At 31.2% G+C, this 26,371-nt stretch carries 21 protein-coding genes, 1 tRNA gene and 2 pseudogenes; 18 read left to right on the forward strand and 6 right to left on the reverse strand.

The genetic code is table 11. The features are described from left to right. The first annotated feature begins 74 nt into the window (after window positions 1-74). The 11 genes from G9F71_RS05030 (at window position 75) to G9F71_RS05080 (ending at window position 14,598) form a co-directional block, all read left to right on the forward strand. Window positions 75-1,793: a methyl-accepting chemotaxis protein gene (locus tag G9F71_RS05030; RefSeq protein WP_164952397.1), complete on the forward strand. Its 1,719-nt coding sequence runs from the start codon at window positions 75-77 to the stop codon at window positions 1,791-1,793. A 517-nt stretch (window positions 1,794-2,310) separates the two neighbouring features. Beyond that, window positions 2,311-3,480: an ABC transporter substrate-binding protein gene (locus tag G9F71_RS05035; RefSeq protein WP_164952396.1), complete on the forward strand. Its 1,170-nt coding sequence runs from the start codon at window positions 2,311-2,313 to the stop codon at window positions 3,478-3,480. Window positions 3,481-3,565: 85 nt separating this feature from the next. After that, window positions 3,566-4,450: a branched-chain amino acid ABC transporter permease gene (locus G9F71_RS05040; protein ID WP_164947110.1), complete on the forward strand. Its 885-nt coding sequence runs from the start codon at window positions 3,566-3,568 to the stop codon at window positions 4,448-4,450. 10 nt (window positions 4,451-4,460) lie between these two features. Continuing rightward, window positions 4,461-5,411: a branched-chain amino acid ABC transporter permease gene (locus tag G9F71_RS05045; protein ID WP_164952395.1), complete on the forward strand. Its 951-nt coding sequence runs from the start codon at window positions 4,461-4,463 to the stop codon at window positions 5,409-5,411. Then, window positions 5,389-6,171: an ABC transporter ATP-binding protein gene (locus tag G9F71_RS05050; RefSeq protein WP_164947108.1), complete on the forward strand. Its 783-nt coding sequence runs from the start codon at window positions 5,389-5,391 to the stop codon at window positions 6,169-6,171. Before G9F71_RS05045 ends, G9F71_RS05050 begins: the two co-directional genes overlap by 23 nt. Beyond that, window positions 6,165-6,869: an ABC transporter ATP-binding protein gene (locus G9F71_RS05055; protein WP_164952394.1), complete on the forward strand. Its 705-nt coding sequence runs from the start codon at window positions 6,165-6,167 to the stop codon at window positions 6,867-6,869. Before G9F71_RS05050 ends, G9F71_RS05055 begins: the two co-directional genes overlap by 7 nt. A gap of 563 nt (window positions 6,870-7,432) precedes the next feature. Then, the gene (locus G9F71_RS05060) at window positions 7,433-8,287 is read left to right on the forward strand and encodes a DUF1186 domain-containing protein (RefSeq protein WP_164952393.1); all 855 of its coding nucleotides are present in this window, start codon (window positions 7,433-7,435) and stop codon (window positions 8,285-8,287) included. Window positions 8,288-8,342: 55 nt separating this feature from the next. Next, window positions 8,343-9,788: a DEAD/DEAH box helicase gene (locus tag G9F71_RS05065; protein ID WP_164952392.1), complete on the forward strand. Its 1,446-nt coding sequence runs from the start codon at window positions 8,343-8,345 to the stop codon at window positions 9,786-9,788. Between the two features lie 148 nt (window positions 9,789-9,936). After that, window positions 9,937-10,896, forward strand: a complete 960-nt coding sequence (locus G9F71_RS05070; RefSeq protein WP_164952391.1) for a helix-turn-helix domain-containing protein — start codon at window positions 9,937-9,939, stop codon at window positions 10,894-10,896. Window positions 10,897-11,132: 236 nt separating this feature from the next. Then, window positions 11,133-12,890, forward strand: coding sequence for an ABC transporter ATP-binding protein (locus tag G9F71_RS05075; protein WP_164952390.1), 1,758 nt, complete (start codon window positions 11,133-11,135; stop codon window positions 12,888-12,890). 1 nt (window position 12,891) lies between these two features. Then, window positions 12,892-14,598 carry an ABC transporter ATP-binding protein gene (locus G9F71_RS05080; protein WP_164952389.1) on the forward strand — a complete coding sequence of 569 codons (1,707 nt, stop codon included), beginning with the start codon at window positions 12,892-12,894 and terminating at the stop codon, window positions 14,596-14,598. Window positions 14,599-14,884: 286 nt separating this feature from the next. On the opposite strand, the gene G9F71_RS05085 is transcribed toward G9F71_RS05080, so the two are convergent. Then, complete coding sequence (locus G9F71_RS05085) at window positions 14,885-15,076, reverse strand: hypothetical protein (RefSeq protein ID WP_125003220.1); 192 nt, start codon at window positions 15,074-15,076, stop codon at window positions 14,885-14,887. 280 nt (window positions 15,077-15,356) lie between these two features. Then, window positions 15,357-16,205, reverse strand: coding sequence for a hypothetical protein (locus tag G9F71_RS05090; RefSeq protein WP_164952388.1), 849 nt, complete (start codon window positions 16,203-16,205; stop codon window positions 15,357-15,359). A gap of 347 nt (window positions 16,206-16,552) precedes the next feature. Here G9F71_RS05090 and G9F71_RS05095 point away from each other — a divergent pair, with 347 nt between their 5' ends. Then, complete coding sequence (locus tag G9F71_RS05095; protein ID WP_164952387.1) at window positions 16,553-17,149, forward strand: TetR/AcrR family transcriptional regulator; 597 nt, start codon at window positions 16,553-16,555, stop codon at window positions 17,147-17,149. 94 nt (window positions 17,150-17,243) lie between these two features. Here the strand turns inward: G9F71_RS05095 and G9F71_RS05100 are convergent, their stop codons facing one another. Continuing rightward, entirely contained in the window at window positions 17,244-18,563 is a 1,320-nt protein-coding gene (locus G9F71_RS05100) for an amino acid permease (protein ID WP_164952386.1), read from the reverse strand. A 986-nt stretch (window positions 18,564-19,549) separates the two neighbouring features. Between G9F71_RS05100 and ppaX the strand changes: the two genes are divergently transcribed. Beyond that, window positions 19,550-20,197: a pyrophosphatase PpaX gene (gene ppaX, locus G9F71_RS05105; RefSeq protein WP_164952385.1), complete on the forward strand. Its 648-nt coding sequence runs from the start codon at window positions 19,550-19,552 to the stop codon at window positions 20,195-20,197. A gap of 91 nt (window positions 20,198-20,288) precedes the next feature. On the opposite strand, the gene G9F71_RS05110 is transcribed toward ppaX, so the two are convergent. After that, complete coding sequence (locus G9F71_RS05110) at window positions 20,289-21,944, reverse strand: oleate hydratase (protein WP_164952384.1); 1,656 nt, start codon at window positions 21,942-21,944, stop codon at window positions 20,289-20,291. A 415-nt stretch (window positions 21,945-22,359) separates the two neighbouring features. Here G9F71_RS05110 and G9F71_RS05115 point away from each other — a divergent pair, with 415 nt between their 5' ends. Then, on the forward strand, window positions 22,360-23,265 hold the full coding sequence (locus G9F71_RS05115) for an MBL fold metallo-hydrolase (RefSeq protein ID WP_164952383.1): 906 nt from the start codon (window positions 22,360-22,362) through the stop codon (window positions 23,263-23,265). A gap of 46 nt (window positions 23,266-23,311) precedes the next feature. On the opposite strand, the gene G9F71_RS05120 is transcribed toward G9F71_RS05115, so the two are convergent. Beyond that, window positions 23,312-23,396, reverse strand: a tRNA-Leu gene (locus G9F71_RS05120). A gap of 88 nt (window positions 23,397-23,484) precedes the next feature. Beyond that, entirely contained in the window at window positions 23,485-24,282 is a 798-nt protein-coding gene (locus tag G9F71_RS05125) for a hypothetical protein (RefSeq protein ID WP_164947090.1), read from the reverse strand. 223 nt (window positions 24,283-24,505) lie between these two features. Here G9F71_RS05125 and G9F71_RS05130 point away from each other — a divergent pair. The 4 genes and pseudogenes from G9F71_RS05130 to G9F71_RS05145 form a co-directional block, all read left to right on the forward strand. Beyond that, a pseudogene (locus G9F71_RS05130) lies at window positions 24,506-24,604 on the forward strand (methionine ABC transporter permease); the annotation flags it as partial. Further along, window positions 24,573-24,722: pseudogene (locus G9F71_RS27725) on the forward strand (MetQ/NlpA family ABC transporter substrate-binding protein); the annotation flags it as partial. The pseudogenes G9F71_RS05130 and G9F71_RS27725, both read left to right, overlap by 32 nt. Before the next feature lie 64 nt (window positions 24,723-24,786). Continuing rightward, window positions 24,787-25,773, forward strand: a complete 987-nt coding sequence (locus tag G9F71_RS05140; protein ID WP_224626198.1) for a hypothetical protein — start codon at window positions 24,787-24,789, stop codon at window positions 25,771-25,773. Window positions 25,774-25,935: 162 nt separating this feature from the next. After that, window positions 25,936-26,271, forward strand: a complete 336-nt coding sequence (locus G9F71_RS05145) for a uroporphyrinogen decarboxylase family protein (protein WP_224617448.1) — start codon at window positions 25,936-25,938, stop codon at window positions 26,269-26,271. Window positions 26,272-26,371 lie beyond the last annotated feature (100 nt).

Consider the following 26,371-nt stretch of genomic DNA (forward strand, 5'->3'; position numbering starts at 1 on the left):
TATTTTAACGATATATTTAATGTTAAATTAATTATTTAGTGTTATAAAATTAAATTAAAAAGGGAGAGAAAATTATGGGATTAATTAAAAATGCTAAGGTGAAAACAAAAATACTATTATCCTTTATTATTATGCTCTTATTATCATTAACTGTATCTACATTGTCTGTGGTTAGGGTAACAGATCTTAAAAATTCCTTTACTAATATTAAAGATAAGGAGATGAAAAAATTAGATCTTATGTACAAAATGAGAGGTGAATTAAATAATATTAGTAGCTCATATAGTGATATGCTTATACACCAAAATATTAAAGATATTGCCGATGATTCAAAAAAAATAGATTTAGATATAGAAAATTATAAAAAGTCATCAGAAGAATTAAATTCTATGATTACCACACCAACGGGAATAGATGGCATGAGTAAAGTTAAACTAGCAGAGGAAAAGGGATTTAAACTTTTGGATGAGTTTGAAAAACAAGCACAAAGAACTGATTTAACTAAGGGGGAAATTATAACTTTAAATAATCAATTATCTACTATTAAAAATGAATGGATGGGTAGCATAGAAAATATTGTTAATATAATAAACACATATCTTGATAATCAAAATAAAACAGTAATGAATATGATTACTTCTACTATAACAATTATATTTATAACATCTGGAATTATTATTTTATTAGCAGTAGTATTAACTTCACTTATAACTAGAGATATAACTGTACCTTTATCAAAAATAAAGCAGTTTGCAGAAAATATGGCACAGTATGATTTTTCAACACCTATTATTATAAGTAGAAAAGATGAATTTGGTGATACTGGAAATGCTTTAAACAAAGCACAAGAAAACACTAAAGACCTTGTAAAAATTATTCTAGAAAAATCAACGGATTTAAGTGCTGGTAGTGAGGAATTGTCAGCTACAGTAGAAGAAATGACTTCAAAATTAGAAGTAATAAATGAAGCAACTAAAGGAATCGTTAATTCGGCTCATGAATCAAGTGCAGTAACAGAAGAGATATCAGCATCAGCTGAAGAGATAGATTCAAGTATAAATATACTTTCAAGTAAAGCATTGGAAGGAAGCACTGAATCTTCTAAGATAAGCCAAAGAGCAATTCAAGTTAAAAATAAAGCGCAAATTTCAAGCAATGAGACGCAAAGTCTTTATAAAGAAAAGCAAAAGGAAATAATGGCAGCTATAGAAGCCGGAAAGGTAGTTAATGAAATAAAAGTTATGGCTGATGCCATAGCAGCTATTTCAGGGCAAACTAATTTGCTAGCATTAAATGCTGCAATAGAGGCTGCAAGGGCAGGGGAGCAAGGTAAAGGGTTTGCTGTTGTTGCAGAAGAAGTTAGAAGACTTGCAGAAGAGTCATCAAAGACTGTATCTACAATACAAACAACTGTAGAAAAAGTACAATTAGCTTTTAAGAACTTATCATTTAATACACAAGGAGTACTAAAATTTATAGATGAAAAAGTAATTGGTGATTATAATGATTTTGTAAAAACAGGGGAGCAATATAATGTAGATGCGGAATTTTTAAATGACCTGTCTGAGAATTTAGCATCTATGTCGGAAGAAATATATTCTACCGTAAATCAAATAAGTGAGGCAATACAAGGTATGGCAGAAAATACTCAAAGTTCAGCAGAAAATTCAAATGAAATACTAAATAGTGTAGGAGAAGCAACACAAGGAATGGAGCAAATGGCACAAACTGCTGAGGGTCAAGCACAACTGGCTCAAACATTAAATCAAATAGTACAAAAATTTAAAATTTAATATGGTGTAAGATTTGAACGAATTGTAGGATTATTGCAAGAAAAAAGTTGACACATGTCAAAATTCGTGATAATATCATTCCCAACAGGAAAAACTAATTAGTTTAAAGTACTAATATTATACAAGAATTTAAAAACGATGACGAAGAAAAAAACTATGCGAAAGTTGATTACAGAGAACCGGATAAGCTGAGAACCGGATTGACCAGATAGAAATAATCACTTCAGAGTTGTATGGCTGAAAATTAGTAAGCTATACCGTAAGGCCACGTTAGAAAGCCAAGGTTTGATAAGAACCTACAGAGTCCTATTTACCGTAAGGTAATAGTTAAATAGAGTGGTACCGTGTTAATCACACCTCTATATGTATTTTTATACATATAGAGGTGTTTTTTTTTATGAATTTAAAAAGAGGGGGAGATTTTTTTGGAAATAATAACACAAGCTGATGAGGATGATATTAGGCCTTTATGAAAAACCATGTAAAAAAATATGACAACAAGAGGAGAGGAAAAAATATGAAAAAGAAAGTTTCATTATTATTGGCATCATTATTGGTAACAGCTTCATTTACAGGTTGCGGTAAAAATACAGCATCGGAACCAAAACCCAAGACTATTAAGGTAGGTCTAAATTATGAATTATCCGGGCCAGCAGCTACATATGGACAAGGTCTAGTAAATGGAATTGAACTTGCATTTGAAGAAATAAATAATAAGGGTGGGGTTCTTGGTAAAAAGCTAGAAAGTGTTAAGGCTGATAATAAATCTGAAAATACAGAAGCTGCAAATGTAGCTGCAAAACTTGCTACAAGAGATAAGGTTGTTGCAATGCTGGGACCTGCAACTTCCGGAAATACAAAATCCGCAGCACCTATAGCTGTTCAAAATAAAGTTCCACTTATATCCGCTTCTGCTACTGCAGACGATGTTACTGTAGATAGAAATGGTAAAGTGCGAGAATATGTGTTCAAAACTTGTTTTAGTGATTCCTTCCAAGGAGTTGTAATGGCAACCTTTGCCTATAAGGATCTTGGCAAGAAAAATGTAGCTTTACTTGTAGACAACACAAGTGATTATAGTAAAGGACTTGCAAAAAACTTTAAAGAAACCTATACAAAGCTTGGTGGTAATATTGTAACAGAGCAGGCCTACCAAGCTAAAGAAACAGATTTTAAAGCAGTTCTTACAAAGATAAAAGGAACAAAGGCAGATGTATTATTCCTTCCTGGTTATTATGAGGAAGTGGGGTTAATTGTAAAACAAGCTCGAGAATTAGGAATTACTATGCCGATTCTTGGAGGAGACGGGTATGACTCACCCAAGCTGTCAGAGCTAGCAGGAAAGACAGCCTTAAATGATATTTATTTTACTAATCACTATTCTTCTAAGGATACAGCGCCTGAAGTTGTAAAATTCCAAAAGGCCTTTAAAGCAAAATATAATAAAGATGCAGACGCATTTAACGCTCTTGGATATGACATGGTATATTTACTTGCAGATGCTTTAAAGAGAAGTGGAGAGGTTGATTCTATAAAACTTAAAGATGCTATTGCCTCCACAAAAGACTTTAATGCAATTACAGGTAAGATTTCCATAGATAAGAACCATAATCCAGTAAAAGCAATCACCATACTTCAAATGAAAAATGGACAGCAAACTTTTTTAAAGAAACTCTCTCCACAATAATGTATTTAAAGTTAATTTCAAAATAACAAAGCACAGGAAATAACTGCTGTGCTTTTTACTAAATTTTAGAAGGAAGTGATATAAAGTGAAACAACTTTTACAGCAGCTTATCAACGGTCTTACTTTAGGAAGCATATATGCATTAATAGCTTTAGGCTACACTATGGTATATGGGGTTATAAATTTAATAAATTTTGCTCATGGTGATATATATATGTTGGGAGCCTATATAGGGTTTGCAATTACAACTTTTCTTCATCTAAGTTTTTTCTCAGCACTGCTTATCACTATGCTACTCTGTGCAATTTTAGGGGTTGTACTTGAAAAAGTGGCATATAAACCCATAAGAAAATCTACTCGAATTGCGGCACTTATCACCGCAATTAGTGTCTCATTATTTTTAGAATATGGGACCATGTACTTTGTAAAAGCGGAAACCAGAACTTTTCCAGAGGTAATTGCAAGTAAGAGCTTAAAGCTGTTTAATGGGTCAATTGTTGTAAATACTATTGAAATCTACATCATACTTACCACCCTAGTATTAGTTGTACTGCTTCAATATATAATACATAGAACAAAAATGGGAAAAGCAATGAGAGCAGTAGCCATGGACAAAGAGGCAGCACAATACATGGGCATAAGTATTGATAAAACAGTATCTTTTACTTTTGCAATTGGTTCTGCTCTTGCTGGAGCCGCAGGAGTCCTTGTTGGAGTATATTATAATTCTATAAATCCTCTTATGGGAGTTATACCTGGACTTAAAGCCTTTATCGCAGCGGTAATAGGTGGGATTGGTATTATACCTGGAGCTATGATTGGTGGATATTTTCTTGGTATGACAGAAACCATGGTAAGTGCTTATGGAGGGTCCTTATATAAAGATGGAGTAGCCTTTGCAATTTTAATACTGGTACTTTTAATAAAACCCAACGGACTTTTAGGTCGAAATGTAAAAGAAAAGGTATAGGAGGTATAATATGAAAATATTTAATAGAAACAATATTTTGGGTGCATTCATAGTGATTTTAATATATATATTGGGACAAGTACTCATAAATGCTGGAATTTTAGATTCATATATTTTTCTTAATATAGTGGTTATTGGAATAAATATTATACTTGCTGTAAGTCTTAATCTTATTACGGGGTTCACTGGTCAGTTTTCACTAGGACATGCGGCTTTTATGGCAATCGGAGCCTATGTGTCAGCTGTAGCTACTATGAACTTTGGACTACCTTTTGCAGTAGCCCTGATTCTTGGAGCTGTAAGTGCAGCTCTAGCTGGTATTGTTATAGGGATTCCTACATTGAGATTAAAAGGGGACTATTTAGCTATTGCTACTTTGGGATTTGGAGAGATAGTAAGAATTATAATTTTAAATAACGAATATATAGGTGGGGCTAGCGGCTTAAATGACATTCCTCAAAGTACAAACTGGACATGGCTTTATTTTATGACCGCAGGTACAGTTATACTTATAAAAAACTTCATAAGTTCAAAGGGCGGAAGAGCTTGCATCGCCATTGGTCAGGATGAGATTGCTTCAGAATCCATGGGCATTAACACTACTTTTTATAAAGTACTTGCCTTTGCCATTGGTGCTTTTTTCGCAGGTATTGGGGGCGCTTTATATTCCGGATATTTCTTTTTTATAAAACCAGAAGCCTTTGGATTTATGAAATCTATAGATATACTTGTAATTTTAGTATTTGGGGGTATGGGAAGCATTGAGGGCTCTATTGCAGGCGCAATTGTACTTTCGTTAATCTCCTTAGCACTTCAAAATATACCTGAGCTTAGAATGGTGATTTATTCTGTTATACTTTTCCTTATTATGGTCTATAGACCTCAAGGGCTTATGGGAAATTATAAAATCAAACTATTCAAAAAAGGAGGTCTTGAAAATGTCAGTATTAAAAGTAAGTAATTTATCTAGATTTTTCGGAGGAGTAAAGGCCGTATCTGGTGTTAATATGGACATAAAACATGGCGAAATAATAGGCCTTATTGGTCCTAATGGTGCTGGTAAAACCACTTTTTTTAACTTACTTACAGGCATATACAATCCAACGGAAGGAAACATTGTATATAATTTTAATAAGGGAAACCCTATAAAAAATAAGGCCCCTTATAAAATTGCAGCTTCTGGCGTTTGTAGGACCTTTCAAAACATAAGACTTTTTAGCAATATGACAGTAGAAGAAAATGTAAAGGTAGGACTACATAAAAATATACATTATGGGGCATTGTCATCTTTTTTTAGAACAGGTAGATTTTATAGTGAGGAAAAAGTTGCGCAGGAAAAAACAATAGAACTTCTTAGAGTCTTTAATCTTTATGATAAAAAAGATTACTTAGCTAAAAATTTGCCTTATGGACAGCAAAGAAGACTGGAAATAGCAAGAGCACTTGCGTCTGGTCCTAAAATCCTCCTCCTTGATGAGCCTGCTGCTGGTATGAATCCAAATGAAACAAAAGAATTGATGGAACTTATAAATTGGATTAGAAAGCAGTTCGATATTACTATTTTGCTTATAGAACATGATATGCCTCTTGTAATGGCACTATGCAGCAGAATTTATGTACTTGATTATGGTCAGCTTATAGCAGAAGGAACACCAGAAGAGATAAAAAGGAATCCTAAGGTTATAAAAGCCTATCTTGGGGGGGAGGATGAAGCATGTTAGAACTAATTGATGTAAATATATATTATGGTGCAATTCATGCATTGAAAGGAATAAGTTTAAAGGTATTGGAGGGTGAGATTGTTACTTTAATTGGTGCCAATGGAGCCGGCAAAACTACTGCTCTTAAAACTATATCAGGAGTTTTAAGGCCAAAGAGTGGGAAGGTGTTATTTAAAGGTAATGAAATACAAAAAATAAATGCAGAAAAACTAGTGGGTCTTGGAATTTCCCATGTACCAGAAGGCAGAAGAGTTTTTATGAATATGTCCATTATGGAAAATCTTGAAATGGGGGCCTATTCAAGAAAGGACAAGTCTGAAATTAAAAAAGACTATGAAAAAATATTTCAAACCTTTCCAAGACTTTTAGAGCGTAAAAATCAAATGGCAGGAACACTTTCAGGTGGAGAACAGCAAATGCTTGCTATTGGTCGTGCACTTATGGCAAGACCTAAACTTCTTCTTTTAGATGAACCTTCTATGGGACTTGCACCTTTAATGGTAAAACAAATTTTTTCTATAATAAAAGATATTAATGAAAAGGGAACTACAGTTTTATTAATAGAACAAAACGCAACTATGGCGCTTAAAATTGCAGATCGGGCTTATGTAATACAAAATGGATGTATCCAAATGACAGGGAATGCCAAGGAACTTTTAAATGATGATAGTATAAAAACTGCCTATCTCGGAGCGTAAAGGGCCTTAGCAATTTTATAAATTAAAAAGTGCTGTAATTCCTTAAATTAAAGGAGCTGCAGCACTTTCTATTATATTGATTTTTAATTTGAATTGTTTTTTTATGAATAAAGATATTTTAGCTAAATATATAAAATGTTAATTGTAGTCTTTAGCTGAAACTCCCACACATAAATGAATGGGGTTCTTGAATACTAAATAACTTCTTTTATACTCTCATTTATAATAAAAACTATAAATTACAACATATAAAAACTAATTATTTTCTTCAAGAATTTCACTATCAAGCATCACAATTGACACATTAACGATAGTATATGGCTCGTTTCAAAACCTAAGTATATTATATCGTACTAAAATAACCATGTCTAATGGTATATTTTAGTAGTGCTATCCATCCCACACCTAAAGAGAGTGGGCTTTCCGCACAAATTCTTTGTAAATAGTGCGTAAAGCACGAAAACAGGATATAATAAAGTAGAGTAATTAGAAAGTTTAATTCCACCATAGATAAGTAATGGGGAATTTTAGTAAAAATTCAAATGAAGAAGGAGTTTTATTTAATGAATGAATTAATTAAAGAAATTGAGTATAATAATGGAAAGTTTCCAGAGGAGCAATTAAAGGAAATAATAAGTCGCAAGGAAGAATTTATACCTGAATTACTTGAGATATTAGAAAATGCTAAAGAAAATTATGAAGAGATTTTAGAAAAACCTAATTATTTTGCACATATATATGCAACGTTCTTGTTAGCACAGTTTAAAGAAAAGAAAAGTTTTAAGCCAATTATAGATTTAATTAGTTTACCAAATGAAATTCCAGACGATATTTTTGGAGATTTTCTTACAGAGGATTTACATAAAATTTTAGCATCAGTTTGTGGCGGAGATGTGTTACCAATAAAAAATCTAGTGGAAGATAGCAATGTTAATGAATATGTTAGATGTGCTGCTATTAAATCATTTATTGTACTACTAGGTGAAGGTGTTATATCTCAAAGCGAAGTTATTGAATACTATAAAAGTTTATTTGAAGGAAAACTTGAACGTGAATTTTCACAAGTTTGGAATGAGCTTATATATGATTCTTGCGAAGCAGGTCCTAGCGAATTATATAAATACATAGAAAAAGCTTATGCGGATGAATTAGTTGACGTAGAATGTATATCTTTAGAAGAAGTAGATGGAGCTGTTAAAATCCATGATAAAGAAAAATTTCCTAAATTAAAAGATGAAGGGTATTCATTTATTGTGGATACTATAGAGGAGTTAGGCTGCTGGAGATGTTTTACTAAGAGTAGCACTGAGTCTAAATCTCAATATATGATGGGGATTAATAAGATGAAAAAAAATAACAAAAACAAAACAAATAAAAAGCAGGTAAAAGCTACTAAGAAGAAGCAAAGAAAAAAATAATATAACAACCTAAAGATACCAGCAGTAGTGGAAATATAAGAAAAGAGATGATCATATGATAAAAGCAAATTTTGAGGATTATAAATTAAGTAGTGACATATTAAAAGCAATTAGTTTGTTAAATTTCAAAGGTTTAACAAAAGTACAGCAGCAGGTTATACCTGCGGTGCTAGCGCAAAAGGATGTAGTAGTAAAGTCACAAACAGGAAGTGGGAAGACTGCGGCATATGGCATTCCTATTTGTCAGCTTGTAGATTGGGAAGAAAATAAACCTCAAGCACTAGTGCTTACACCAACAAGAGAACTTGCTATTCAAGTCAAAGAAGATATTTTTAATATAGGAAGATTTAAAAGACTTAAGGTAGCTGCAATTTATGGGCAGTCACCTTTTTACAATCAGAAAAAAGAACTTACACAAAAAACACATGTAGTAGTTGGTTCGCCTGGGCGTATTATAGACCATTTGGATAAAGGCACATTGGATACATCAAATATAAAGTATCTTATAATAGATGAAGCTGATGAAATGCTTAATATGGGATTTGTAGATCAGATAGAAATAATAATAAAGAGCTTACCAAAAGAACGTGTCACCATGTTATTGTCAGCTACAATGCCAAAAGATATAGAGACTTTATGTAGAAAATACATGAAAGACCCTATACGTATTGACATAGAAGACCAAAATAAAGCCTCAGATAGAATATCTCAAGAAAGATATAACGTAAATGAACCCGGTAAAATAAATCTTTTAAGAGATATAACCGTAGTAGAAAACCCAGATAGCTGTATGATATTCTGCAATACAAAACTAAAGGTAGATGAAGTTTACAATGAGATGGTAAAGCTTCATTATACTTGTAAGAAAATACATGGTGGAATGGAACAAAGTGATAGATTAAGAGTAATGAATGATTTTAGGAGTGGTTATTTTAGATATTTGGTAGCTACAGATGTTGCAGCTAGAGGGATAGATATAGATAATATTACCCTTGTAATTAATTATGATATTCCAGAAGATAAGGAAAGCTATGTTCATAGGATAGGAAGAACAGGGCGTATAGGTAAGCTGGGCCGCGCAATAACTTTTGTGACCCAAAATGAAAATAGGTTTTTAGAAGATATACATGAATATATCGGTAAAGAGATTCCTTTGATGACAAAACCAGAAGTTGAGACTGTAAATAATGCTAAAGAAGAATTTGAGGAGAAGATGAATACAAGACCTGAAATTAAAGAAGCAAAAGGCGCAGAGCTTAGCAAAGAAATTATGAAATTACATATTAATGCAGGTAAGAAAACAAAGATGAGGGCCATGGATATAGTAGGTACTCTTTGCAATGTTAAAGGCATGACAAAGGATGATATAGGAATCATCAATATAGTTGATATATCTACTTTTGTAGAAATATTAAATAATAAGGGTGAGTCGGTGTTCCAGGAATTACAAAATACACCTATCAAAGGCAGACTTCGTACAGTAAGTAAGGTTGATATTTAACACCAGGATAGTTATGTAGTAGAATAGAATATATTCAAGAAGATGGAAATTATTTTTATAATCTATCTTCTTTTTTTGTTTAAGAATAATTGCATATGTTATATAATAAGTAATCTAGTACTAGAAATAGAAAGAAGGTCAATAACAAATGCGACGATTTGATGAAGATATGAACATGTTTAGATATATTATTGGATCAAAAGAAATTACTCAGGATAGTGTAGTATACAACATTTCAGTAGAATTTGGTGAGGGGAATATAATAAGTTACAGTGCAATGCCTGGAATTGAAGTTACCTATAATGATTTTGAGATATATAAACCATTAAGTGAAAGCTTTAATTTAAGTATTGATTCCTTGGAAATAAATTATTGTTTAGAAGGATATTTGGAAAGCGAATTTGCAAATAAGAAAATAGTTTATATGGGTGATGGTGATATTTCTATTTTTGGGTATAAGACAGGAGTTGTTTTAGCTGATTTTACAACTAAACATTATAAAGGTGTAACAGTAATGGTCTATATAGATGAGGCTTCTAAAAGTATAGGAGATATGCTTGGAGTTTCTGATGCTGAAATTAAAAGCTTTATTATGGCTTCTTTTAATGGAGATACTTGCATAGTAAATCATGCCAGTCAAAGTTTAGAGCATATTTTTAAAGAATTTTTTGTACTGCCTGAAAAATTTAAAAATTATTTTTTAAGAATAAAGGTGGTGGAGCTTTTACTTTATATATTAGGAAATTCTGATTATAAAACAAGTAACAAGAAATATTTTCCAAGAACGTTTGTAGATAAAATAAAGGATGCTAGAAGAATTATATTATCTGATATAGATTCTCATATTACAATAAAAGAACTTTCGCATAGGGTAGGAATTAATTCAACTGATTTGCAGAAGGGGTTTAAGGCAATTTATCAGTGTCCTATATATGCGTACCTTAAAAGTTATAGAATGAAAAAGGCCAAAGAACTGCTTATGAAGGAAGAATTAACCATAGCGCACATAGCCAATTTAGTAGGTTATACAAATAACAGTAAATTTTCAAAAGCTTTTAAAGAAGAATTTGGATTATCTCCATCTAAATATAGAATTTCTAGTAGATAAAAATCTTTCAAAATTATTTTGAAAGATTTTTTTTCGTTTATAGGAACGTGAAAAGCTAAGCAAATCCTTACTTGTTGTTAAAAAACTCTAAATAGCAATCCAAATTTAATAACTGATATTAAATATCAAATGAAAAGTAATTTCAAAAAGGTACATTTACAAATTAATGGAGTAGATAATATTTCTGCCATGAAGTATTCTTTAGTTACAAAAAAAAGAAATGGCAGGTGAAAGTTGTGAATGAAAAAAAACAAAATCCTTTATCAATATTATTTAAATGGGCAGGAAAAGAAAAATACAAGCTTTACTTCTCTATGTTTTGTGGCTTTGTAAGTGGGTTAATGGTGATAGCTCCATATATTGCAATATACAAAATTATAGAAAATATATATTTTAAACAACTAACAAGAGAAATACTACTTCAATATAGTATTTTACTTACAATTTCAATTATATTAAGATATTTTTTTATGGCAGTTGGTATAGTAGCATCGCATAAGGGCGCCTATAATGCACTTTATAATGTTAGATGTATGATTATAAATCATATGGCAAAAATACCTTTAGGATATCTTAATGAAAAAAGTGCTGGAGAAATTAAAAAAGTAATTAGTGAAGACATAGAAAAGTTGGAACTTTTCTTAGCACACCATCTTTCAGAAATTTTTATGTATTTAAGTGGACCAATAGCTATATTTGGTTATTTATGTACTGTAAATCCTATTTTAGCTCTTATTACGCTAATTCCAATACCTATTTGTGTATTATTGCAGTTTATGATGTTTAAAGGTCAAAGCACTAGAATGAATGAATTAAACAAGGTAACTGGAAATTTAAATTCAGTAATGATTGAATATATAAATGGAATGAAACTTATAAAAGCTTACGATATGGGGGCTGATTCTTATAAGAAGTATAAAGGAGCCATTGATGAGCAACATAGTTTATGGAAGAAAATTGCTTATAAAATGGGACCTTTGTATGCAGTTTTTGTAATAGTCCTTCAATGTGGAGTTGTATTTGTAATTCCTATGGGTGGGTTCATGTACAATCATGGAAGTGCTAAAGCTGGGGCTTTAATATTATTTGCATTTGTAGGAAGCCTTTATCTATCAGAACTTCGTCCGTTAATGGAACTTGGTTCAAATTTTTCTCAGGTTCTTAATGGAATTAATAATGCAAAAGCAATTATTGAAATACCTGCTTATGAAAAGGGGGACAAGGCGTTTCCAAATAATACAGAAATTAAACTTAAGGATGTAAGCTTTTCCTATGATGGAAAGATAAATATTTTAAATAAAGTTAACCTTACCGTTAAAGCTGGCGAAAAAATAGCTTTTGTAGGAAGGTCTGGAGCTGGAAAAAGTACAATAATGCAGCTTATTGCAAGGTCTTTTGATACAAATAAGGGGAGAATTTTAATAGGCGGAAAGGATATAAAAGACATAGATTATGAAACTCTTCTTCAAAATATATCCATAGTGTTTCAAAATACTTTCCTAACAAAAGAAAGCATACTTGAAAATATAAAAATGGGTAAAGAGGCAAGTCTTAATGAAGTAAAGACGGCAGCTAAAAAAGCACAGATTCATGATTTTATTGAAAGTCTTCCAGAAGGATATGATACAAAAGTAGGGAGTTATGGATCGCGTTTTAGTGGAGGAGAAAAACAAAGGATTGCCATTGCAAGAGCAATACTTAAAAATGCACCAATACTTATACTTGATGAAGCTACCTCAGCAGCGGATCCAGAAAAGCAACAGGAAATAGATGTGGCTATAGATGATTTGTGCAAAAATAAGACAGTAATTATTATTGCTCATAGACTTAATATAGTGAGAAAATGTGATAGAGTGGCCATAGTAGAAAATAATACAGTAACAGATATAGGAGTTCATGATGAACTATTAAAAACCAATGAGTATTATAGACAAATATGGGACTTTTATGATAAATCTAAGAATATTCAGTATTCTGTAAAGGCAGGTGAATAACATGGAAAATCATACGTGGATAAAAAAGGATAAAAGATTAATTGTTTCAATTTTTCTTAATATAATAGAAGGGATACTTACAGGTTCTGTTCTTGGAAGCATATTTTTAACCATAGATTCATTATTTCAAAATAAATTTGATTTAAGTAAGCTAATAAACTTATGTATATTAGTAGCATGCATATTCATTGTACGTTTAGGATTGTATTCTATAGGATATACATTAGGGCATGTGGGTGCGTCATCTACGGCAAAAGGTATAAGACTTTTCCTCGGAAATAAGATAAAAAATCTTCCTCTTATAAATTTTTCAAAATATAAGACAGGAGAATTTATTAATGTAGTAACTCATGATGTAAATAACTACGAAGATATCTTAGGCCATAAAACTGGAGAAATAGCTAAAAATTTAACTTTAAGTACTGTAACCTTATTATTTTTATGCAGTGTTGATATTAGTATTGGTGCAGTAAATTTAATTATTGCCTTGTTAATTATTCCTTTCATGATTATATCTTCTAAAATGGTAAAGAAGTATGGAGGAATGAAAAAGGATATACTCAATGATAATGTTAGTGATTTAGTTGAATATATAAATGGTATCCAAACCTTTAGAAGTTATGGACTTGGTGGAGTAAAAAATAAAAAAATAAATAGATCATTAAAGAATATAAGTGATATAAGTTATAAATTTGAATCTAAAGTAGTACCCATAGGTTGTATTTATAGGGTAGTAGAAGATATAAGTGTCCCATTATCTATTATTCTTGGAGGAAACCAATGGATTTTAGGTAAAATATCCTCTTCGCAGTATGTTATTTGTGTAATTTTAGCATTGTTTATATCACAACTTATGGGAAATCTATTTATAGATTTAACCAGCTATAAAAATCTTATGATTTCAAAAAAATCTATGGATAATTTGGCAAAACAAAAGGAAGATGCTTACTTAGAAATTGAATTTGAGCCAGCTAATTATGATATTGAATTTAAAAATGTTTCTTTTAATTATATAAAAGATCAACCTATTTTAAAACATATAAGTTTTAAAGCCAAAAATGGTGAACTTACTGCGATTGTAGGAGAGTCAGGATCAGGAAAATCTACAATACTTAACCTTATTTCAAAATTTTATGAAATAGAGAAGGGGGATATAAAAATAGGAGGAGTAAATACTAAGAATATCAATGGGGAGAGAGTCCTTAAAAATGTTTCAATGGTATATCAAGATGTTTTCTTATTTAATGATAGTATAAAAAATAATATAAGATTTGCAAAACCTGAGGCTTCAGACCAAGAAATAGTAAGTGCGTGTAAAGCTTCCAATTGTCATGAGTTTATTTCAAAGTTAGAAAAGGGATATGATACTTTCACTGGTGAAAATGGAAATAGGCTATCAGGCGGAGAAAAACAGCGTATTTCTATTGCAAGAGCTATACTTAAAGATAGTCCCATAATTCTTCTTGATGAAGCTACAGCATCTTTGGATATAGAAAATGAATTATATGTTAAGGAAGCAATATCAAAGCTTATAAGTAAAAATAAAACCTTAATTATAATTGCCCATAATCTTTCTGTAGTTAAAAACGCAGATAATATTTTAGTTGTATCTGATGGAAAAATTATTGAACAAGGTAATCATGAAAAACTTATAAAAAAACGTGGAAAATATTATTCAATGTGGGGAGTTGAAACGTCTATACGTTGATGTGTTGTTAGTATTGCAGTTCCGAAGGAGATGATAAAAAGGATGATATATTTAATATACCATCCTTTGTAGAAATATTAAAGTCAGTGCTCTAGGAATTACAAGATACACCTATTAAAGGAAGACTTCGCAGGGTAACTAAGGTTGAAATATAAATATTTTTTAAACATGCACATTTTATACTGAAATTACATACAATATAATTGTTTAGTCTATATGATAGAGATACCGCAGGACACAACAGATTAAGAATCAGTAGTTTAAAATAGATAGTACGCCTAACTATCTATTTTATTTTTTCAGGGTCTTTAGCCACTTCGATACCAAACTCTGTTTCAGACTGATCTGGTAATTTGGTACGAGCCTTTATATTAAAATTTACTTTATCTTTAGAAAAACAAATTACTGCGGATGTCACACAAAGAACAGCTATTAAGGTAATACAAAACAGCATGAACATTTGGATACTATCCGACATTTAATTCTTACCCCCCTCCAAATTTGTTCCTGCGGTGTCCCATAATTAGGGAGGTATTAAATCTATTGTGAAAATATTAACTACATGTAAATATATGGTATAAGTATAATATATACCTATTTTAAATTTAATTCAATATTTAATATAATACAATAAACTACAAAAAATATCCTTTTTTGTCCTTTCTATCTTTCGTTTAGATACTGAAATGTATTGTATCATTTTTATCGTAGAAAATGCCACCTTTATTTGTTAAAAAATTTGTTGGGGGATTATAGAATTAGAAGCTTACAGATTCAACTTGACCACGTCGAAAGCTGGTCCCAGATTTTCCAGTGTGAAGCTGCCAAGTGTGCCAGAATACATAAGGTATAATCAATATTGCGTTTATGATACCCCAATATTTCAAGACATTTGGATTGAACCATGCTGAGGAATCCATTATTGCAGGGAATAGGTTTGGTAGGCAGGCGCGAAATAGCATATGTGTTGCCAATGTGTATACCCTAGAAGTAATGTAAAGTTCAGGACGCCCTTTGATAATTGGATATATTTCTGCAGCCATTAGAATACATACTGAACTTGCAAAGAAACTATGACTTTCACCATACACGAAGCATAAATTCCAGGTTGTATATAGGAAGTTCCAAGCAATTGTAGTGTATGAGATTAGATCGCCACGGTCTCCATGCTCCGCAGATATCTTCCAAAACTTTGGAGCATAGGGCATAGTTACGCAAAGTAAGAAACCACAGAGTGAGTTGAAGTAGTTTCCTGTTTGTAGATCTTTCACAGTGGCTTCCATGATATTAAGGAATAGAACACCAAAGAGGACCCAAAGCACCCAGTCTTTTTGCAGTGCTGTCCAAAATTTGCCCTGCCTCTTTTCATAGTGGGCAACTCTAGAAAATCCTAAAAATATGGTTGGAATTATAACGCTTATAATTTTAAACCAACGAAACCAACCTACTACGCCTCCTGACATAAGCCAAATCGGAAAAGTTAATAGTGATGCAAGCCAGAACCAGTTTGAAAACTTGCAGTATTTGCGCATGCAACCTACTATAAATATGAGTAATGTAAAATACGAAGCCATGGAAAGTACATACTTCCATACAGGAATGTTCATAATAATGCCCCCCTTTTTTTCATCAAATCACAAAATACACAGAATACTAATATTTAGTAATCTGTGAAGTGAGGGACATTGAAATAAACAACAAGTCAGTATGCTAGTCTATTTTCATGTCCCTAAGATAAATAATGCAGTTGTATTGTTTAAGATGTAAAGCATAACATAACAAGTGTTCGGTATAATAATTAGTATAGCACCATTTATGCGATTGTCAATATATAACTGTGAAAAAATTACACATTATAAAATGTGAGCAAGTTTTGCGTTTTTTTAGAAAAGATGGAATGTAAGAAATATGTTATAATTGGATGGGAAACAATAGGCTTGGGGGTGTAAAGCACATGTCAATAGAGGGGAAATCACGTATTATTCAGGCGGCTAAGTGTGTCATTAGTCGAAGTGGTATAGCGGGTGCCACCATGCGAGGTATTGCTGAAGAGGCAGGTCTTAGTACTGGGGCTATATACCATTATTACAGTAGCAAAGAAGATATTCTTTATGAAGTAATGGATGAGAACCTTTCTGAAACACTGCGCATAGCTGAGAAATCCAAGGGAGTAAAACGCAGTAGTGAGGAGCTCATCGAAGAAATTTTTGAAAATATAGTTAAACGATTTGAAAAGACTGATGAAAATCGTATTCAGTTATATCTAGCTCAGGAAGCCATTCAGGGCAACTCTGAACTTAAAGAAAAATTCAAGGATAAATATCAGGAATGGGTAAGTAGGACAGATGAATTAATGCAGCATATGTATGGGAAAGTACCTACTAAATACAGTAAGGCATTGTCATCCCTTCTTATTGGAGCAATAGATGGCATTGTTATGCAATTTCTACTGGGTGCAAATCCAGCGGAATTAGATGACATTTTAAAAGTATATCATCATATTCTTAAAGATGGAATTCCAAATTTTTTAGACCAATTGGCTGAAATATAAAATGGACTTTTAAATAAACTTAAAAAAATTAAATTAAATATAATATGAGCCTAAATTTTAATTCACTGCGAATTGAGATTTAGGCTTCTATATTTTATTTAGCAGTTTTATTTTTTCTCATATAATATATAGGTAATCCTATTGCTGTAACTACAAGACCTAATCCTGCATTAAGAGGTTGAGTAAACATGGTATTTATTATTATATAAAGTCCTCCTACTATAGCTATAATGGGAATTACAGGATAAAGAGGTACTTTATAAGGTCTTATAAGATCTGGTTTCTTCTTCCTAAGAACCATTACTGCAATAAATGTCATGACATAGAAAATCCAAAGTACAAATACTAACAAATCTGTTAATTGATTAAAATTTCCTGATAATGTCATTACTATTGCGATAACTCCAATTAAAATACCAGAGTTGATTGGAGTACTAGTTTTAGGAGTTAATTTTGATAACCATTTACTCCACGGTAATTTATTTTCTAGTGCCAAAGCATATGGAACTCTCATTCCTGTTAGTATATTACCATTTAAAGTTCCGAATATTGATACCAAAATTCCAACGGTAATAACTTTTCCACCAGCTGCTCCAAAAAGTAATGTTGCTACATCTGTAGCAGGTGTTTTTGTTGCTGCAAGTGCAGATGCGGGTAATACAAATAGATACGCCATATTAATCAATATGTAGGCAGCCATTACAAATAACAGTCCACCAATAATTGCTTTTGGTAAATCTTTTTTTGGATTTTTTAATTCACCTGCTATATTTCCAACGTGTATCCAACCATCATAAGCAAACATGGTTGCTAAAAGTGCTGACCCCAAACTTGTAGCTATTGGATGGGTAGCAACTGACACTGGAAATAACCTTACTACTCCACCATTACCATTAATAAATCCAAAAACGATAATTGCAAGTATAGGAACCATTTTACCTATTGTAAATACAGTTTGAATATTTCCACCAACTTTTGCGCCTAAACAATTCATAACTATTAAAAATATAATGCTTATTATTGCTATTATAATTAACATTTCATCACCCAAGCCTAACAATGAAACCGCTTGGGTTGCAAATATTATTCCGAGTGCAGCTATATTGGCTGGGAAAGATATAACTGTTTCAACCCAACCTAATAGGAATCCCCAAACTTCTCCATATGTTTCCTCGAGCCAAACTATCATTCCACCAGTTTTAGGTATTGCAGCTGCCACTTCGGCTGCTGTAAGTCCTCCAGCTATAGTTATTAATCCTCCGATAATCCATGCAATCATTCCCAGGCCTGGTGCTCCCGTTGCAGTATAAATAGCTGTAGGTTTAAAGAATACTCCTGAACCTATAACCATGCCTATAACAACTGCACTTGCTGCTAAGAGGCCAATTTCTTTTTTTAATGTGCTTTTTCCCAATTCAATTTCCTCCCTTACATGTTATTTTAATGTACCTTTTTATTAATTTAGGGTTATAGAACTTCTTAAATAAATATTGAATAAATTTATCATTAATAGTCTTTGCAAGTTCCTCTGAAGATATGCGGCCTTAATATTTATAAATGTACATTTGAACTTCTTGCAAGATAAATTTTTTTAATATTTTATAACAACTTATAAGGCACATGAAAATAACAAGTCAGTAGACTAGTCTATTTTCATGTGCCTTATTTTTAAATATTATTTAGCGCCAATTCCTTTAGCACTTAATTTTTCAAGAATATCAGTAGTCATTTTTGCCAAATCATATTCAGCTTTAAAACCCCACTCATTTTTAGCACAAGTTAGGAGTGGAGTAATAGTTTGAATGAATATAGAATTGAGTGGATTAAAGCATAATTTGTGTAGTGTGGTAGTAGCGACTACCTAAAAAAGGAGTTCAATTTATGAACTCCTTTTTAATATATGATATATTTAATTTTGAACTATGTCGAGTATAGTAACTGTTTTTCAATTAAAGTATTTTTCTTTGTCTTATTACATATCTTAAAGACCTTTTACTTATAAAAGTATACTACCCTCTAAAAACTCTGAAAATTTAATTTGAACCATTGGACTATCCCCTTTCTATTAGCAAATTTTTTAGTTTATCTAATGAAAGTTAATATCTAAGTGGAATCACTTCCACTTGTTATACTGGTTTTAAATTTTGTTACTTTGTTTATAAAGTAATAATAACATGGAAATAGATACTTGTAAAGAGTTATTTTTAAATAATAATTAATACTATATAAAGATTAGAAAAGTTAAAAATAAAAGTGCTGTGGTTGAATTTAGGTAAATAGTGCATATGGTAAGAAAAAACGATATAATGAAGTAAGTTTAGAAACTAATTGTTATTGTAAATAAGTGATTTAAAAATATCATAGTAACTCTGCTACTGGAGTTAATAAGGAGAAAAATTTATGGCTATTCGGAATATTTTATTTGATTTAGATGGGACGCTGTTAGATACTAATGAATTAATTATACAATCATTTCAACATACTTATCAAAGGCACTTGAATAAACAGGTGGATAAAGAGAAAATCATTAAAAACTTTGGAGAAATTTTAAAAATTACATTAGATAGGGAATTTGGTGCGGCTGGTGAAGAAGCTATTAAAACATATAGAAGCTTCCAAATTGAAAATTTCGAAAAGCTAATTACCATACACAGTGGAATAAAGGAAGGAGTAATAGAGCTTCATAAGCAAGGTTATAAGCTTGGAATAGTAACTTCGCGTTTAAATGATTCTGCCCTGAGGGGATTAAACCATTTTGGACTTAAAGATTATTTTGAAAGTATTGTAGGAGCAGATAATACAGATGTACATAAGCCAGATCCTACTCCAGCATTTATGGCTTTAAAGCAATTGGGAGGAAAACCTGAGGAGACATTGATTGTGGGTGATAGTCCTTATGATATCTTATGTGGAAAGAATGCAGGGATTACCTCTGTGCTTGTTGGGTGGAGTGCACTACCTATGGAGCTTCTCCTTAAGTATGAGCCTGATTATATTGTAGATAGTATGGAAGAACTGGTGTCATTGGTTGGAAAATTAAAGGATTAATCCGAATTATCGGATTAATCCTTTTTCAATTGATGTATATTTAACTAATTTAAACAATTTGTTGCCAATTAAGATCGTAGCATTATTTAAATTATTTTAGTAATGATTTTATTGCAGCTAGTTCTTCACGTAGGTTACCATCCTTCATCATTTCAAGTGCGGAATTAAGTAGTACGCGAACATCATGCTGTCCTTTATAAATAGGGGTTAGTCTTTTATTTAGATTTAGGAATTTATAAACAGCAATTTGTGCACCTCTTACGGAATAATCCATAGTAAATACTACATCATCTTTTATTTCACAGAACTGTCCAAGTAATGCTAAGTTAGTTGAACCTTCAGGTATGTTTGCTGGTCTATCACCCTTTGCTCTAGTTAAAAATTGTGCCGTTGTAAAAGGTAATATACATGGAATGCAAATAGATGTTTTAAGAATCTTCTTCATATCATCTTTAAAGTTTAGGTGATATAATACCTCAGTTAATATTTCCTCACCAGTACAATCTACCATTCTCTTCTTTACGAAATCACCCTTTGCATATGGGAACAGTGAATATCCCCAGATAATTTGTACAGTATCAGGTTGACTAAGAAAATGTGGTTGATTGTGTAAAACTATTGTCATAAGCCATGAGGAATCTCTAAATGTCATATGAGCACCAGTACCAGGTTCATTTCCTGAGAATTCTACTATTTTCTTAAACATTGTTGGGTCTTTAAGGGTAACTGTGAAAGACTCCCACATTGATTCTTCCACACGGTCATCAAAAACCTGTGGTTTACCAAACTCAGGACGTCCCTTGGCTATTTTCTCCCAAAGCTCCCATGCTCCACCTACATGTTTGTCATTAATTTTTGCTGGTGTAGTCATAGATCCAAGGCTTGTACCAGCAGTTAAAGAACCAATAGTAACAAAAGCAAAATCCTTATTTCCAATTTCTATTCTAGTTTCTTTCCCGTTTTTAACACATTTGAATGCTGTAACTGTAGTTTCAGTATCTGATGGCTTAAATTCTAAATCAGTTACTCTACAGTTTAATTCAAAATTAACACCTTGTGACTTTAACCATTCTGTCATAGGTAATAACATTGAATCATATTGATTGTATGGTGTACGGCGAATTCCAGATAAATCTTTTAAACGTGGTAATTCTTGAATAAATCTATGAATATATCTCTTCAATTCTACAGCACTGTGCCAAGTCTCAAATGCAAAGAGTGTAGTCCACTGAAGCCAAAAATTTGTTTTGAAAAATGAGTCTGGGAAACACTCTTGAATAGTTTTTGTGCCCAAAGAATCTTCTGAGTTTACAATTATATCCATTAATGCAAGTCTATCAGCGCGAACAAACCCTAAAGTTGATACATCGGTTATTTTAGCATCATTATCTATTAATCTTGCCTTTGCAGAGGTATGAATTTTTTTGTTAAAAGCATTAAATTCATCCAATATTGAAACTTTAGGATCGGTTAATGAAGGTATACTTTCCATTATTCCAAAAGTACAAGCATAAGCTTCCCTATCAAACATTCTTCCACCACGGATTACATAACCATGCTCAGCATCACCATTTCCATCCATACTACCACCTGTTATATTTAATTCTTCATATATATGAATATTTTTACCTGGTACATGTCCATCTCTAATTAAATATATTGCAGCCGCCATCGATGCAAGTCCAGCACCAACCATGTAAGCATTTGTTTTTTCAACATCAATAGTTTGATCAAAATTAAATTTCATTTTAAACCCCTCCATTTGAAAAATTATGTCATAAGCTATGAGCCTAAACAAATTTTATAATTTACCAAGTTGTCAACTTGCTATAAGAGCAGTATAAATCTAACTATAAATATTGGGTACAATCACTTTTGTAAAACTGTCTGAAAATTATACATATATATTAAAGTGTATGGTTTTGCTTAAAAACTACAAAAAAAGCCAATTGGCCTTGATTATAAATTTTCTGATGGTATTAATCCATCTTATATTGTATTATAGAAATACAAAACGTGAGATTTAAAATTTATTGTTAATGTTTGTCATAAATGAGTTTTGCTTAAAAAAAGAAAATGTACGTTAATAATAAGAAAAGAAAGGAAGTGACTATTTGGTGTTTTTGTGTACTAATAGCACACTATCTCGCTAAATATAATACATGGAAATAAAAGAAATAAAGGGAAATACATTTTGTATCGATACTGGAATGACATATATACCTTTTTATAAAATTAATAATGAAGAAATTATTATGTTGGATTCAGGGTGGGCAGAAGGTGAAAGAGAAGGAATAGATAAGCTTTTGGAAAAAAATAAGTTTAAGGTAGCGGCTATAATATGTAGTCATGCACATATAGATCATGTAGGAAATAATGCATATTTGAAGAAAAAATATAACTGTATTATAGCTATGCCAGCCTATGAAGCTCTTATTTGCAGTTCGACAGTGAATCTCAAACTTTATTATAATATCCAAACATTATCCGAAGTTACAGAGCATTTTGGACATATGGTTTGTGAAACGGACATTATGATTTCGGATAACCAAGATAGCATAACTGTTCGGGATATTAAATTTAAGATTATACATACACCAGGACACAGTCCAGCACATATATGCATTACTACCCCTGATGATGTTGCATATCTAGGGGACACTCTTATAAGTTATGAAGTAATGAGGGGTGCTAAAATGCCCTACGCTTATATACTCAGTGAGGATTTGAAAAGTAAATTAAAGCTTTATGACTTAAAATATAGCAAGTATGTGGTGGCGCACAAAGGTATGTACGATGATATTACAGAACTGATAACTGATAATATAAACTTTTATAAGGGCAGGGCTTCAAGAATATATACTGTCATTGAGGGTTCTATGACAATGGAAGACATCCTTAAGGCTGTTATTGAAAATTTTAATATTCATGTAAAAAGCAAATATAGATATACTATAATAGTAAGAATGTTAAGGTCTTATGTTGAATATTTAAATGAAACAGGAATGATAGAGCTAAACATGGATAAGGGATTTCTTAAATATTCAAAGGCTTCATCATATATGTAGTAAATTTTGAGAAATAAAAAAAGCACTCATAAAATGAATGCTTTTTTGGTGCAGATGACAGGAATTGAACCTGCACGCCGTAAAGCGCTAGATCCTAAGTCTAGTGCGTCTGCCAATTCCGCCACATCTGCATAGATTGTCATTAATGAAAACGTTTCATTAATATAAATTATAATATCATCTATCCCTATATATGTCAACACAATATTTTGTTTATTTTTAAAGTAAAGCATTTATTATTTTGGTTTCATTGTCTTTAGTTATTGTGCCTACAGCAACAAGGGTATCTAGCCTTCTATGCAATTCTAGCTTTTGTGAATCATCATTGGAAATTTTAGCAAGATTTATTACCGCGTTCCTTTGATCACCATTGATAGTTCCTATTGAAATTAACTTATCAAGTTTGGATAGTAAAATATCATTAATAGTTTTAGAGGTGGATTTTTTACAATAGGTAAAGCTATTTAATATAGTGATTTCTTGATTTTTACTTATAATTTTATTTGTAACAAGGGTATCAATATCTATAAGCCCCTCTGTGCTAGCTTCAGAAGTAGGAAATAAATTCATAATTTCTTTTTTCTGAAGCTCAGTAATAGTTCCTAAATCTATAAGGCTGTTTAGTCTAGAACTAAAATTATCCTTAATAGCTTTTGAGATAGAATTTTTATAATTTGCAAAAAGATTGGTTATAATAGCTTCATCTGTTTTAGAAACCTCTCCAGTAGTAGATAACTTATCAATACTTGGGTTTGGTATTGCTTGTTTATAAGTTACAAGATATTTTATCACAGCGGCTTTTTGAAATTGGTTAATACTTCCTGAAGTAACAAGACTATCTAATTTATTTATAATATTGATACTGTTTTTATAATGTTGCGCATTTAAAATTTTGGTATTTTGTGATTTACTATTTGATGAAGTAAGCGCATAAGCGGATGAACCTGAACCAGATACTGATACTATAATTGCTAGTGCAGCAATTTTGTTAAATTTAACTTCTTTTATTTTTTTCATTATTGTAGCCTCCAATATGTATATTTTATTGTGTGAAATCTGAAATTCAATCATAAATATACCATATCTATAGCCTATTACATTTTAATGACAATGGGGTGGCAAAATTATTAACTTTTAATGAAGGCTATAAAAAAACAAACTCTAGATTTTCATTGGGCTAAAATATATGATTTGAAAAATGATGGTAGAAGTAAATCACTAAAGATGAATTTTATAAACATTTATTGCTAGATTAATAAAAAGTAGTTTAAAAGAAGTAAATCCTAGCTTAATAGGAGCAGCTAAATCTTTTGGGGCTTCAAATAGGGTTATATTCGAATAAAGTCAAGAAGATATCTGATATTAAAGATGGAATGACAGTTGCAGTATCTAATGATAACTCTAATAGAGCATTAGCATTAAAGTTATTGGATAAAGAAGGAGTAATTAAGAGGAAAATCCAATAAAACAGGAATTAGATTTAGGGATAATAAATTAATTTGGAATGGATTAGAAACAGATGTGATTATAAATAAAAATGATGAATATGCAGAAATTTCGCTATTAAACAAAGTTAAATATTGTAGAATAGTTAGAAAATTTATTCGTGGAAAATATAAATATTATATTCAATTAGTTTTAGATGGTATTCCTCCTGTTAAATATAATAAAGAAACTGGGGAAGTTAAAAATAGTATAGGGAAGGGCAATGTTGGAATAGATATTGGAACTCAAACTATAGGAATTGCTTCAAAATATGATGTTAAATTATTAGAATTAGCACCCGAAATTAATAATATTGAAACAATTAAAAGAAGATTATTAAGAAAACTAGATAGACAAAGGAGAATTAACAATCCTAATAATTTTAATGAAAATGGTACAATAAAACATGGTGTAAAATTAATATGGGTTAAATCCAATAAGTATATTAAAATGCAAAATGAATTAAGAGATATTCAAAGGAAACAAGCTGATATAAGAAAGCAAAGTCATAATATTTTAGCTAATAAAATAGTGGGTTTAGGTGATAGGATATTAGTGGAAACAATGAACTATAAAGGATTGCAAAAACGTTCCCAAAATACTACCGTAAATGAAAAAACAGGAAAATTTAATAAGAAAAAAAGATTTGGAAAGTCTTTAGCGAATAAAGCACCAAGTATGCTTTTAACTATATTAGACAATAAATTAAAGTGGAATAATACTGAATTATATAAAGTTAATACTTATAAAATAAAAGCATCACAGTATAACCATTTTGATGAGAAGTATAATAAAAAAGAATTAAGTGAACGTTTCAACATATTTAATATAGATAATGAAGAAATTAAAATTCAAAGAGATTTATATTCTAGTTTTTTAATAATGAATGTAAAAGAAAATTTAGAAGAAATAGATAGAGAAAAGTGTTTCAGCGAATACGGTAATTTTAAAATGCTTCATGATAAAGAAATAAATAGATTATTAAGTAGTGAAAATAAGAAAATACCAAGTATGGGAATATAAAAAAAATAAGGTTTTGATATGAGCCTTTAAACTATCGTTAATTTATCCATTGGGACAATTGGTAGTAAAAGTCTTAGAGAAGTCATTTAGTTCTTATATGTTGTAATTTATAGTTTTCATATAAATGAGAGTATAGGAGAAGATAATGTATTTAAGAACCCCATGCCTTTAGGCGTGGGAGTATCAGGTGATCTGAATATATCGGCTTTTAGTGTTGATAATTGTGAAGATATAGAAGAAGTGAAAAATGTACTAGGGAACAAGATGTGTTTAGTTGGGAATATTGATCCTGTTTCTGTCATAAGAGATGGAACAGTTGAGGATGTGTATAGAGAGGTTAAAAACTGTATACAAAAGGCAGCGGATAGTCCAAAAGGGTATATAATTGGAACAGGATGTGATATTCCTAGTGGCGCTCCAATTGAAAATATAAAAGCAGTTATAGAGGCAACTAAAAAATATAGTGGTAGAGTGTCTATTGGGAAAAGAAATAAATAGGACATTAAATGGTTATAATTTATAGAAAAGTATACAATATAATCCTGTTAAGGAGTATAATTAACACTGCATATGAAATGCTGTCCATATGCAGCTTTTT

The organism is Clostridium sp. FP2 (assembly GCF_011065955.2).
GTDB classification, from domain to species: Bacteria; Bacillota; Clostridia; order Clostridiales; family Clostridiaceae; genus Clostridium_AD; species Clostridium_AD tagluense.